We start from the raw sequence: 13355 nt of genomic DNA on the forward strand, positions 1-13355 counted from the left end.
CTATCTTGACCCAGACATACGACAGGCCCCAGAAGAGCATGGCGCTGAGAGTGTATATGTAGACCAGGGGAGAGGGTTTTTTCATTGGTTAATCACTGAACATTATCTGCGGGGATCTGCGTCCCATTAAAAAGCCCTACACTAAATCGTCTTCAGTTCCTCCACCTTCTTGGGCTCCGGGGTCTTCTCAAATTCCTTATACAGCTCCTGGGCCTTGGGCCACAGCCCTTTGGTCTTTTCGTAAACCCACGGCGCTACCTTGCGCATGGAGCGGATCATCCCGGAGCGGTCCAGCTTCTGGTTAGCCTCCCTGGGCAGGGGCAGGAATGTCAGAAGAAGAAGAAGGATGGATATCACCACCGCGCCCTTAAGCAGGCCGATCACCATCCCGCCCAGCTTGTCGGCCAGGTCCAGCGGCGTGGCCTTGATCAGCTTGGACAGCAGCCACCCGGCCAGGGTAATGGCCCCGAAGGCCGCCAGGAACATCACCGCGAACCCGATGGTGGGCGCCAGGTGCGGCGGCACCTTGGGAAACAGCTTCACCAGCCCCCCGGTGGCGGCCGGATGCAGTTTTAGGGCCAGGAAGAAAGCAACTATCAGGGCTACGATGCCCACAATCTCCTGCACCAGGCCCTTCTTGAAGCCCATGCCCACCGCCAGCCCCAGCAGGATCAGGATGATGATGTCTATCCAGTTCATGTTTTGCTCCTATTTAATGTACTGCAGGGTCCGGGTGATGGTTCTGCCCTCTGCCTCCAGCCTGGCGAAATATATCCCGCTGGAAGTTCTATTCCCTGTTTCATCCCGGCCGTTCCACTGCGCCTGGTGCCGGCCCGCCGGCTGTGTGCCGTTGACCAGGGTCTTCACTAATTGTCCCTGGACGTTGTAAACCTTGATGGTTGCCAGCCCCGGTCTTGTTAATTGATAATTGATTATGGTTAATTGTTTGAAGGGGTTGGGAGCGTTCTGGGACAACCCGGTCGCTGTTATCAGTTCCACATTGCCTGGATCCCCCTCCACTCCCCCTTGCCCGGCCACGATGGAAAGAACGTTGGACTGGCGGGTCTCATAACAGGTGTCTGTGGAACTGACCGCTGTTACTGCATAGTAATACTCGGTGCCGGCGTAGGTGGTGGTGTCGGTGTAAACAGTGTCTAATACGATATTGGAATTGATCCTGGCAAATGGTCCGCCTGCGTTTTCGGCCCGGTAAATGTTGTACCCGGCGCAAGTTGTGTCTATCCAGAAATCATGCCAATAAACACGAATGTCGCTTCCGGCGTATTTTTTTGTGGTAGTGTCAAGATACCATAATTCCGGCAGGAAATCAGTCCATTCCTTAAGCACCCAGCTGTTCTGGTCCAGCTTGATCCTGGCTATCGGCTGGTCATCGTAAACCAGGAAATCCTGCGAGGTCAGACTGTCCCAAACCACGGTCACGCTGTCAAATCCTGCGGAGGTGCTGCAGGCCAGGGCCAGCGGCATCTTGTAAAGTTCTCCGGTGGTGGAGGTCTGCCTAAGTTTCACCCAGGCCGAATTGCTGTCGCCTTGAGTCTTGTAGTAGATCGCCGTGGAGTAGATGGGATGCCCGGCCCGGCACAGCCACTGATCAAAGAACCATTGGAGCGATGAGCCGTTATGCTGCTCCGCTATCCTCTGGAATTCGGCGGTGACGGCGCTGCCGTTGGCAAAGCTGTCGGTATAGGCCCTCATCATGGGGAAAAAGGCGGGGTCGCCCATCACCCAGCGCAGACCGTGAAGCACCCAGGCGCCCTTGTTGTAGACCAGGGAATAGTCGAACCACAGGCTGGGCGGCGGGTTGTAGACCGGGTAGAGGTTGGCGTTACCGGTCAGCGCCCTCCAGAAATATTGGTTCAGGTAATTGCCCGGAACGCTGTCCTTTTCCGATTCGTAATGGATGGCCTCCAGATAGCTGGCGAAGCCCTCGTTCAGCCAGATATCGGGCCAGGTACCGCAGGTCACCAGGTCGCCGTACCACATGTGGGCCAGCTCGTGGATCACCCCCTTCTGGACGTTGCCCAGCAGCCAGGAGCGGGTGATGGTGGTCATGGTCTGGTGCTCCATCCCACCGAACCAGGCGGGATAGACCGCGGCCATCCCGTATTTGCTGAACGGGTAAGGGGTAAACAATGAATCCAGCAGGCGGACCATCCCCGGCACGGTGGCAAACACCGTGCGCGATTGCGCGGAATCCTCGGGCCAGATGAAGTAATTGAGCGGAATGGCCCTCCCCGAAACAGTATGGGCGGTGTCCGACCACAGGGAAAAACGCGAGGCAGTGAAGCACATCAGATAGGTGGTGATGGCCGAATCCTCCTGCCAGCGCCAGGTCAGCCGGTCCCCGCTGCGCAGGGTGTCCTGCAGCAGGCCGTTGGAGGCCGCGGCAAAGGAGTCCGGCAGGGTGATGGAGATGCTGCAGCCGGAATCGGCCTTGTCCCAGGGCTCGTCAAAGCAGGGCATCCAGGCCCGGGCGTCCTGGGGCTCGCTCATGGTATAACCGGAGGTGTGCAAGGTATTGGCATCGTAGCCCTGGGGATACCAGAAATACCCCCATTTGTTGGCGCCGTTCTTGGAGAAATTACCGCCCCGGTAAAATATCTCCAGCTTAAAGCTTTGTTCCAGGCCGACCGCGGCAAAGTCCGCCGTCAAGGACAGGGTGTCGGCGCTGCGGGCGAACCCGGTGTGACTGCCGTTCAGCTTGACCGAGTCCACCTCCAGCCGGACGCAGTTCAGGATCAGGCTGTCCCCGGTAGTTTTGCGGACCGCCAGAATGTCCTGGTGCCCGTAGAGCGAGTCGTTGGTCATGGGAAGGTCCACCGCCAGCCGGTATCTCAGCACATCGTACTGATGGGCCGAGTCGAACTTGGCGTGAACTGGAGCAGGCTTAAAGAAGCCCGGAACCGGGCGGGATTCCATTGGCTCCCGGGCCAGGGCCGGGATGGCGGCCGTTAAAAGTACCAGGATGATTTTGCTCGTTTTCATTTCCCTCATTCTCCCAGTTCTCCCAGCTGGGCCAGGATCAAAGTGCTCAGCACGATCCCGGCGGTTTCGGCCCTCAGGCGCCGCGGCCCCAGAGTGACGATGTGGGCGTTATGTTTCTGAGCCAGGGCCCTCTCTTCCTGGGTGAACCCGCCTTCGGGGCCGGCCAGGCATAAGACGGTCCGGGGCATTTTGGCCAGCCCCTTGAAAACCGAGGCCACCGAGATCTTCTGCTGGCCCTCGTCGGCCAGCAGGATCAGGTCATATTCCTTGTGCCTCTGCATCAGGTCCTTGAGTTCTTCGGGCTGGCTGATCTGGGGCAGCACCGAACGCAGTGATTGTTTCATGGCCGCCGTGGATATCCTCTGCCAGCGGGCGGTCTTGTGGCCGGGGCCTTCCTCGTCCTGCAGCGGCGGCAGCAGTTTGTCGTTCTCGCCGGGCCGGGCCACCGAGTTCTTGGTGATCAGCGGAATGATTGCGAACAGCCCCAGCTCGGTCCCCTTCTCCACCGCGAAATCCATCCGCTGGCCCTTGGGCACGGCCTGGGCCAAAGTGACCCGGGCGATGGGCTCGTGTGACTTGCGCAGCTTGTTGACGATGCTGGCCGTCACCGTGTGCTCGGTGGCCGTGGCGATGGAGCACATGTACTCCCCGCCCTGGCCGTCCACTATGGTCAGCATGTCGCCCTTCTTGTGCCTCAGCACCTTGGCGATGTGCCGGGCCTCCTCGCCGGTGATGACTATCTGCCGCTCGGAGACGCACTCCGGCGGAGCGTAAAAATATTCTGCCATGATAACTTGCCGAAGTTTGGAAGTTGCGAAATTATGAAGCTCCGACTGCTGGCCCGGGTGGTCTCAGCTTCTTACCTTCGGACCTTCTTAACTTCATTGTAGTGATCAGCCGGCATCCACATCTATCTTACAGGCCCCCGGCACCTTGTTCTTCTGTAGTTCCTCCAGCTGTTTCAGCAGCTTCTTCTCCTCGCTGGAAAGCTTCTGCGGCATCCAGACCTCCACCTTGATCAGCTCGTCGCCGCTGCCGCTGGAGTTCAGCCGCGGCAGGCCCTTGCCCCGCATCCTAAAGACCTTGCCCGAGGGCGTGCCGGAGGGGATGGAGAGCTCGGCCTTGCCGTTAAGCATCGGCACCTCTATCTTGCAGCCCAGCACCGCCTGGGCGTATGAGACCGATACGCCCACCAGCAGGTCGTCGCCGTGGCGGGTGAACAGCGGGTGCTGTTTTTCCTCGATATAGACCAGGATGTCCCCGGCCGGGCCGCCCCGCAATCCGATGTTGCCCTGGCCCCGCAGGGGCAGGTAGTTGCCGTCGGCCGCCCCGCCCGGGATCTTGACCTTGATGGTGGCGTCCTTCTTTACCCGGCCCTCGCCCCCGCAGCCCTTGCAGGGATTGGAGATGATCTTGCCCTCGCCCCCGCACTGGGGGCAGGTCCCCACGTTGATGAACTGGCCGAACACCGAGCGCGAGACCTGGCGCACCTCGCCCGAGCCCTTGCAGGCCGGGCATTCCTTGATGTCCGCCCCGGACTTGACCCCCGAGCCGCTGCAATCCGGGCAGGATTCATAGCGCTTGAGCTGCAGGGTCTTTTCCACCCCGGAGGCTATCTCCTCCAGAGTCAAGGGCAGGCGGATCTGCAGGTCGCCGCCCCGGCGCTCGTTCCGGCCCCGCCGCCGTGCGCCCTGGCCCTGGCCCTGCCCGCCGAAGAACATGTCGAAGATGGAATTCCCGCCGCCCCCGCCGCCGAACATGGAGCCGAAGATGTCCTGAATGTCATCGGCGTGGGTGAAGTCCCGGCCGAAGTCGAAGCCGCCCCGGCCGAAGCTGGGGTCCACCCCGGCGTGGCCGTACTGGTCGTAGTTGGCCCGCTTCTGCTTGTCCATCAGCACCTCGTAGGCTTCCGAGAGCTCCTTGAACTTCTCCTCGGCCGCCTTGGGGTTCTCCCGGTTCATGTCGGGATGGTGCTTCTTGGCCAGATTGCGGTAGGCCTGCTTTACCTGGTCTTCTGTGGCATTTTTGGGGATGCCCAGTATTTCGTAGTAGTCGTTTTTGGTGGGGGTCATGTGCACTATCTATGCTGTAGTTTATGGATTTGCCAGTTCGTAATGATCTATGAAAATAAAGTTTCCCAAATTTTCGCCTAACATGCCTGTCCATATACAGTAAATTTCCATATGCCTTTTTACCATACCTGAGCCATTATACCAGTCATACCAAACGATATCAGTATCCCAGTTTCCGTCCCCATCAACATCTAATAGTGACTTTATTTTCCAGCAATATTCGCTTTGGCCATTTACTATTATCCGTTCTGTTCTTTCAACTTTTCGGTGGCTCAACCATGCCAAATCATAATGAACCCACTCCTTACCCGCTGAAAGAGGATAATCAAGTACTATCCTTGGTGGGTTATATTGGACAAGCGTCGTATCGTATTTCCCTTGGAAACTGCTACCATACAACACTGCATTCCTCAATTCCTCAATGTTATTAAATATCTTACCGCCACACTTTATCTGCCCTATCTTTTTCTGTTTGAACCCTGTAGGTGCGCCAATGGTATAAGCCACTTCGGCTAATAACGTATCATTTTGGGCATATCTAACTCTTCCATCGGAATCACGGTAATTACTACTGTCATTGGGGAAATAATTATGTAGTTCTACTGTGAATGTTTGATATCCGTTTATAGTATCCCGGCTGATGATGTTGATATCCATGGAACGGGAATAGGTGGTGCTGTCTTGTCTGATACCCAAGGTATCATAATAGAGAATTGTTTCATAACCATTGTAATGCCAGCTTTGCCCAACTGAATCCGGCATCAGATAACTGCTTATCAGAGCGCTTCCGCCGCCGGTGGCGGTGGGTTCGTCCTTGGAACAGCCGGATATGGCCAGTATCAGCGTCAAGACAAAGATACTGCTTCGGGTTTTCATCTTGATACCTCTAAACAGTTATATTTGGGTTACAACTTAACTCATCCCTTGCTCCCTTCTCTTTAAAAGAGAAGGGCCGGGGTTGAGTTCAAGACTGTTTCACATATCCTCATAAATACGCAAATAGGGGAGAAGCCTTTTTGACAAGGCTTATCTCCCCCGTTGCGTTTTAAATTTACCGGGCCGTTATTTCTTCTCGTCGTCCACTACTTTGTAATCCGCGTCCTCCGGGCCTTCGGGCTTGGCCTGCCCTGCTTCCGGTCCGGGCGCCGCCTCGGGTCCCGGTCCGCCGTCAGACTGTCCGCCCGGCTGGGCTCCCTGGTCCTTGGCCTTGGCGTACACCGCCTCGCCGATCTTGTAGGAGGCCACGTTCAGCTCCTCGGTGGCGCTCTTGATGGCCTCGACATCCTCGCGGCCCAGGGTGTTGCGCAGACGGGCGACGCCGTCCTCGATCCGCTTGCGGTCGTCGGCCGAGATCTGCGAGCCGTATTCCCTCATCATCCGCTCGGTGTTGTAGATCAGTCCGTCGGCCTTGTTGCGGGTCTCTATCTCGTCCCGCTTCTTCTGGTCCTCGGCCGAGTGGGCCAAAGCGTCCTTGGCCATCCGGTCGATCTCCTCCTTGCTCAATCCGGAGGAAGAGGTGATCTTGATGCTCTGGGCCTTGCCGGTTCCCAGGTCCTTGGCCGAGACGTGGAGGATGCCGTTGGCGTCGATGTCGAACGAGACCTCCACCTGGGGCACGCCCCGGGGGGCCGGCGGGATGCCCACCAGGTCAAAGCGGCCCAAAGTGCGGTTGTCCACCGCCATCTCCCGCTCGCCCTGCATCACGTGGATGGACACCGCCGGCTGGTTGTCGGTGGCGGTGGAGAACACCTGGCTCTTGCGGGTGGGGATGGTGGTGTTGCGCTCTATCAGCCGGGTCATCACCCCGCCCAGGGTCTCGATGCCCAAAGAAAGCGGGGTCACGTCCAGCAGCAGCACGTCCTTGACGTCGCCCACCAGCACGCCGCCCTGGATGCCGGCGCCCAGCGCCACCACCTCGTCGGGGTTCACCCCGCGGTGGGGTTCCTTGTTGAACACCTGCTTGACTATGTCCTGGACCTTGGGCATCCGGGTCATGCCGCCCACTAAAACTACTTCGTTGATGTCGGTGACCTTGAGGCCGGCGTCCTCGATGGCCCGGCGGCAGGGTCCGATGGTCCGCTGGATCAGGTCGTCCACCAGCTGCTCCAGCTTGGCCCGGGTCAGGGTCAGGTCCAGGTGCTTGGCCCCGGAGGCGTCGGCGGTGATGAACGGCAGGTTGATGTTGGTCTGCATGGTGGAGGACAGCTCGCACTTGGCCTTTTCGGCCGCCTCCTTCAGGCGCTGTAGGGCCATCTTGTCGCCCTTGAGGTCGATGCCCTGGGCCTTCTTGAATTCCTCCACTAGCCAGTCGATGATCTTCTGGTCAAAGTCGTCGCCGCCCAGGTGGGTGTCGCCGTTGGTGGAGCGGACCTCGAACACGCCCTCGCCCAGCTCCAGGATGGAGACGTCGAAGGTGCCGCCGCCCAGGTCATAGACCGCTATCTTGTGGGCCTTTTCCTTGTCCATGCCGTAGGCCAGGCTGGCGGCGGTGGGTTCGTTGATGATGCGCAGCACCTCCAGGCCGGCGATCTGGCCGGCGTCCTTGGTGGCCTGGCGCTGGGCGTCGTTGAAATAGGCCGGAACGGTGATCACCGCCTGGGTCACTTTTTCGCCCAGGTAGGCCTCGGCCGATTCCTTAAGATAGCGCAGGATCTTGGCCGAGATCTCCGGCGGGGAGTAGACCTTGTCGCCGATCTTCACCCGGGCGTCCCCGTGCGGGCCTTCCGAGACCTGGTAGGGCACCAGCTTCAGCTCCGAATCCACTTCGTTATAACGGCGCCCCATGAAGCGCTTGATGGAATAAACGGTGTTCTCGGGATTTGTGATGGCCTGGCGTTTGGCCACCATGCCCACCACCTCTTCACCGGTCTTTAAAAAGCCCACCACCGATGGGGTGGTCCTCATCCCGTCCTGGTTGGGGATCACCACCGGGCTTCCGCCCTCCATCACTGCCACGCAGGAATTGGTGGTTCCCAGGTCAATGCCTATTACTTTACCCATTTTGTCTCCGTCTCCTTTTTATTTCTAAACTGCTTTTTATTTTTTATTCGCCACAAAACGTGTGCACTGAGCTTGTCGAATGTGCACAAAATTCACAAAATATAATACCCCAGGTACAATTTTCGTCTGTTGACGTTGTGCTGAGTTTAAAAAAGTATTTCACAGACTCGCTCAGACCCCTTTTGTCCATTTATATTTTAGCGCCCTTTCGTGTTTTTAGTGGGCAACTCCCGCAGGCAAAATAAATCATGTGAATCCGCTTACGCTTCATAGCCGGGCTTCTTCAAGCGCCATAGCTTCAGCGGAGGCGCTCCTGTCCGGTTCCTATCCCTGCTCACTGTTCGTCATTCTGATCGTTTGGCTGGTCTGCCTCGGTTTCTGCGTTTCCGGCCGGAAGCTTGGAAACCGTCACCCGGGCCGGCCTCAGGATCTTATCCCGGAACAAAAATCCCTTTTCCACCTCGTTGAGCACCGTGTCGGGCAGGTGCTCCCGGCTCTCCACCGCCAGCACCGCCTCGTGCTTGTTGGGGTCAAAGGGCTGGCCCTCGCTCTTGAGGATGGACAGTCCCTCGGCCTCCAGTATCTTGTGGATCTGCTGGTCTATCATCTGAACGCCCAGGTAGAAAGATCGGAAGCTCTCGTCCCGTTCGCACAGTTCCCTGGACGAGCTCAGGGCCCGGTCCAGGTTGTCCAGCACCGGCAGGACCTTGGCCACCAGGTTGCGGTTGGCGTCGCCCTCCTTCTCCAGGTATTCCTTGGCGGTGCGCTTGCGGTAATTGTCCAGGTCGGCCATGGCCCGCAGATACTTGTCAAAGTTCTCGTCGGCCATCTGGCGGTACAGGTTGGATTGTCCCATCAGCTCCTTCAAGCGGCCTCTGAGCTTGCGGTACATTATCATTCCCTTGTTTTCCTCGGTCACAAATCGTCTCCTTGTAGAGTCCACGGAATTTAGCATGGACCTTTACCACGGAATCACTGAAGGCCGGAAACACCGAATAAAGGATCATTCCGTGATGAATTTCCGTTTTCCGTGTTTCCGTGGTTGGTTTGGTAAGAGTATCCGTTAAATAAATATAATCATTTATTGGTATTTTGTCAAGCAATAATAAAGCCCTGCGGCCCTTGGACCTATCTGCCCGGCCAGATTTGGGCGACGGTCAGTTCCTGCAGCTTGAGCTTGATCTCCTCGGGCCGGACCTTGGTCACCTGTCCGTCCTTGCGCTGGCGGATCTCCACCATTCCCTCCCGCAGGCCCTTTTCCCCCACGTTGATCCGGACCGGGATGCCGGTCAGGTCGGCGTCCTTGAACTTGAAGCCGGGGCGCTCCGGGCGGTCGTCCAAAAGTACGTCGAAGCCGGCCTGGATCAGGTCGTCGTGGATCTTCAGGGCCAGCTGTCCGGCCTCGCTGGTGGTCTCGCCCAGCAGGGTGATCAGCACCTGGTAGGGGGCCACCGCCGCCGGCCAGATGATCCCGTCCTTGTCGTGGCTCTGCTCTATGACGCAGGCCGCTATCCGGTCTATCCCGATGCCGTAGCTGCCCATCACCAGCGGTTTTTGGGTGCCGTCCTCGTCGGTGAAGTTGGCGTTGAGGGCCTGGGAATACTTGAGGCCCAGCTTGAAGATGTGCCCCAGCTCTATGGCCTGGGTCAGGCCCATGGGTTTGCCGCACTCGGGGCAGGGCTCGCCGTTCTTGATGGTCCTGATGTCGGCGTACTCGTCGACTTTGAGGTCCCGGTTGACGCTGATGCCCTGGTAGTGGAAGTGGTCCTTGCAGGCTCCGGAGACCAGCCCGGTGGCGTCCTTTAAAAGATGGTCGGCGATGATCCTGACGCCCTTGACCCCCACCGGCGAGATGAAGCCCACGTTTGCCCCTGTGTGCTTAAGCACCTCCTCCGGGGTGGCCGGGCGGAAGGTGGCGGTGCCGATGGCCTTCTGCAACTTGTCTTCGTTGGCCTCGTCGTCGCCGCGGACCAATATGAACACCGGCTTGCCGTCGGCCATGTACAGCAGGCTCTTCATCAGCTGGGAGGCGGGGACCTTCAGGAACTGTGAAACCTCCTCCACTGTGCGTTTCTCTGGAGTGGAGACCTCCAGCAGCGGTATATCCTGATATTTCGGCGCCTGCAGTTTGGAGGAGGCGATCTGGATGTTGGCGGCGTAGCCGCAGGCCTCGCAGACCGCGCAGGTGTCCTCGCCCGAGGGCGAGGGGACCATGAACTCCTGGGAGCCGCTGCCGCCCATCAGGCCGGAGGAGGCGCCCACGATGAAGTATTTTAAGCCGCAGCGGGCGAAGATCTTTTTATAGGCCTCGCGCATGGACAGGTACGACTGGTCCAGCCCGTTTTGGTCCCGGTCCATGCTGTAGGCGTCCTTCATGGTAAAGTGCCGGACCCGGATCACTCCGGCCCGGGGCCGGGGCTCGTCCCGGAACTTCACCTGCATCTGGTACCAGTTCTGGGGCAGGTCGCGGTAGCTGAAGCGCTGGGCCCGGGCCAGGTCGGTGATCACCTCCTCGTGGGTGGGGCACAGGGCGTATTCCCGCTTCTTGCGGTCCTTTAAGCGGAACATCTCGTCGCCAAAACTTTCCCATCGGCCGCTCTCCTGCCAGATCTCGGCCGGGCATAATGCGGGAAGATATATCTCCTGGGCCCCGGCCTTGTCCATCTCTTCGCGCACGATCTTCATCACCTTCAGCATCACCTTCCAACCCAGGGGCAGGTATTCGTAGACCCCTGCGGTCAACTGGCGGACCAGGCCGGCCCGCAGCATAAGCTGGTGGCTGATCATCTCGGCCTCGGCCGGGACTTCCTTTAACGTGGGTATGAACGCTTTACTCCAGAGCAATTAAGTAGCCTCCTGATATTTATTATTAAAACCAGTATTTAATAGAAATGGATGCGCCGGCCCTTAGGGGATTTGTAATAGAAACACCCCATGGAGTGTTTCTATCATAAACATATCTTCCGGTATAAACAAAATTATCATCGTAATAATTAGTAATATTACTGTATTTGTTTGTGGATAAATTTATAAAGGATGTTGCTAAGCCTATGGACATTTCTTTGCTTTTTATCTTAATTTGCCTTTCTATTGATAAACCTACAGACAATGAGACCTGTTTTTCTTCTGTCTCGGTGATTTGGCGCGGCATGTAATAATAGTTACCATAATAATTTTCTTCTTTTCTGTTATAGTAGTAATAACTGATGCTGCCGTTTGCGGCATAAGACCAACCGGATGATTTTTTAAATATATAGGTTAATTCAGGTATTAGCGTAATGCTCCAATATTTGCTTTTCGCAGATGTCGTGTCACCTACGCCTAAGCTGTCTTCACTACGGTTTTGCGACTCCGACTTGTTTGAGCCATAGGTGCAGCCCATGCTTAATGATAATTTGTTGAAAAGTAGTTTTTCTACAATAAACGTACCTGGCAAATTAGTCAATGAGGATGCTTTCATCCCCACCGCCCACTTGGGCACAAAGGGTTCGGCGCAAACCACGGGTTGACAAGGCGCAGCGCAAGTCCCGGTTTGGCATGGTCCGCTGCATGCTGCAGGTTGGCAAGGCTCGCTGCATGTCGCAGGCTGGCAAGGCTCGGCCGTTGGGGCCGGCAAACTGTCGGTCTGGGCCAGGCACCACGAAGAAATAACCATTACCAATAAAGCGGCCAGCAGGGTTTTCTTCATTTCCGTATTCCTTTATATTGTTAGTTTGCTTCATTCGCACATCAAGGAGTCACTCTCGCATAGACGGCATTCCATCTTCTGTATTCAGTCTTCACCCGGCCCATAAGCGGCGACTATTCTTTTGATCAGCCCGCTGGTGGACTTCCCCGGCGTCAGCTCTATCGGCAATACTTTCCCCCCGTTCTTTAGGACGACCTCCGCGCCCACGATCTGCTCCACGCTGTAATCCGCGCCCTTGACCAGGATGTCCGGCACCAGAACTTCGATCAGCTTTTGCGGGGTGTCCTCGTCAAACAGCACGATGTGGTCCACACAGGCCAACGCCGAAAGAACGATGGCCCGGTCCTCCTGGCTGCACAGCGGCCGCCGGGGGCCTTTGATGCGCCGGACCGAGGAGTCGGAGTTCAGGCCAATGATCAGCAGGTCGCCCAGCTCCCTGGCTTTCTCGAGATACTCCACATGCCCCCGGTGCAGGATGTCGAACACCCCGTTGGTAAAGACCATCTTCCGGCCTGCGGCCTGGGCCTGCCGGCGGATCTCCTGGGCCTGTGACAGTGATGCTGTTTTATCTGACATATTCATTATACTCCTGAACGTCATCGCGAGAAAGACTCCGAGCTTGTCAAACGAAGCGATCCAACAGTTAGACTGCTTCGTCTGCCGCCGTATCAAGCAATTCTCGCAGTGACTGGTGACTGGTTACCCTATATACCTCACCGCATCCTCTTTCCTGGGCGCGGCCTGCGGCGGTTCCCCGTCCGGGTAGCCCAGCGCCACGGCATACAGCGGCTGGTATCCTTCGGGTATCTTAAGCTCCCGGGCGAACTTTTCCCCCAGCGGGCTGTCCAAAAGCTGGGCGATGATCCCTATCCAGCAGGACCCTATGCCCAGCGAGGCCGCGGCCAGCAGCATGTTCTGGGTGGCGGCGGCGCAGTCGGTCTGGTGGAACTTGGGCTCCTTGTTCCCCGAGACCACCACCATGGCCGGGGCCCGGTAAAAGGCCTGCCAATTGGGGTCCTTCAGCCGCTCTTTGATCCGGGGGCTGTCGATGTCTTTATATAGGTCCCGCACCTGAACACTCATCCGGTCCAGCAGTTCCTTGTTTTGGATCACGGTAAAGTGCCAGCTCTGCCCGTTCATGGCGCTGGGGGCGTAACACCCGGCCTCCAGGATGGCCGCCAGGTCGGCTTCCTTGAGCGGCTCCGGCTTGAACTGGCGGATGCTGCGCCGGGACTTTATGGTTTCTAAGATTTGGTTCATTTTACTTTCTATCAAGGTTCAATCCAGTATCCCGCCCCATTCCACCACTGTAAAGCCGGTTCTATGGAATTTCTCGATCTTCGGCTCGGGAACTGTGACCAGTGTATCCGTGGGCACAAACTTGAAGAACAGCCTCAACAAGGATTCCGGGGTTTTAGAGATAGTCAGCGGTGCCGCCTTGTCTATCTCTTCATGCTTGAGGTAATAAGCTACGCAGTATTTTTTCTTCCAATTCATCCTCTTGGGCCAGTATTCCATAAAATCTGCGCGTTCCTTGTCGTTCAGACCTATATCCACCAGTATCTCGTTCATCCTGCGGTCAAAGTCAGAAC

Annotated in this window: 12 protein-coding genes; all 12 read right to left on the reverse strand. The window is 57.3% G+C overall.

Features of this window, described 5'->3' with window-relative positions:
- Nucleotides 1–141: 141 nt before the first annotated feature.
- Nucleotides 142–699 (reverse strand): CvpA family protein, encoded by a 558-nt coding sequence (locus Q7U71_00640; protein MDO9390266.1) that lies wholly within the window; start codon nt 697–699, stop codon nt 142–144.
- A gap of 9 nt (nt 700–708) precedes the next feature.
- Entirely contained in the window at nt 709–3003 is a 2295-nt protein-coding gene (locus tag Q7U71_00645; protein MDO9390267.1) for a M1 family aminopeptidase, read from the reverse strand.
- A gap of 5 nt (nt 3004–3008) precedes the next feature.
- A complete protein-coding gene (locus Q7U71_00650) occupies nt 3009–3791 on the reverse strand; it encodes an RsmE family RNA methyltransferase (GenBank protein MDO9390268.1) in 783 nt (260 codons plus the stop codon).
- A 105-nt stretch (nt 3792–3896) separates the two neighbouring features.
- Nucleotides 3897–5075, reverse strand: a complete 1179-nt coding sequence (gene dnaJ / locus Q7U71_00655) for a molecular chaperone DnaJ (protein ID MDO9390269.1) — start codon at nt 5073–5075, stop codon at nt 3897–3899.
- Between the two features lie 21 nt (nt 5076–5096).
- A complete protein-coding gene (locus Q7U71_00660) occupies nt 5097–5951 on the reverse strand; it encodes a hypothetical protein (protein MDO9390270.1) in 855 nt (284 codons plus the stop codon).
- Between the two features lie 186 nt (nt 5952–6137).
- On the reverse strand, nt 6138–8075 hold the full coding sequence (gene dnaK, locus Q7U71_00665; protein ID MDO9390271.1) for a molecular chaperone DnaK: 1938 nt from the start codon (nt 8073–8075) through the stop codon (nt 6138–6140).
- Between the two features lie 334 nt (nt 8076–8409).
- Complete coding sequence (locus Q7U71_00670; GenBank protein MDO9390272.1) at nt 8410–8994, reverse strand: nucleotide exchange factor GrpE; 585 nt, start codon at nt 8992–8994, stop codon at nt 8410–8412.
- A gap of 209 nt (nt 8995–9203) precedes the next feature.
- Nucleotides 9204–10919 carry a proline--tRNA ligase gene (locus tag Q7U71_00675; GenBank protein ID MDO9390273.1) on the reverse strand — a complete coding sequence of 572 codons (1716 nt, stop codon included), beginning with the start codon at nt 10917–10919 and terminating at the stop codon, nt 9204–9206.
- 25 nt (nt 10920–10944) lie between these two features.
- Nucleotides 10945–11763, reverse strand: coding sequence for a hypothetical protein (locus Q7U71_00680; protein MDO9390274.1), 819 nt, complete (start codon nt 11761–11763; stop codon nt 10945–10947).
- 84 nt (nt 11764–11847) lie between these two features.
- Nucleotides 11848–12339, reverse strand: coding sequence for a D-glycero-beta-D-manno-heptose 1-phosphate adenylyltransferase (rfaE2, locus tag Q7U71_00685; GenBank protein MDO9390275.1), 492 nt, complete (start codon nt 12337–12339; stop codon nt 11848–11850).
- 123 nt (nt 12340–12462) lie between these two features.
- Nucleotides 12463–13023 (reverse strand): nitroreductase family protein, encoded by a 561-nt coding sequence (locus Q7U71_00690; protein ID MDO9390276.1) that lies wholly within the window; start codon nt 13021–13023, stop codon nt 12463–12465.
- Nucleotides 13024–13041: 18 nt separating this feature from the next.
- Nucleotides 13042–13355: hypothetical protein (locus Q7U71_00695; protein MDO9390277.1), on the reverse strand; the 314-nt coding region annotated here is incomplete at its 5' end.

This window comes from bacterium (genome assembly GCA_030655055.1).
Lineage (GTDB): Bacteria > Edwardsbacteria > AC1 > AC1 > EtOH8 > UBA5202.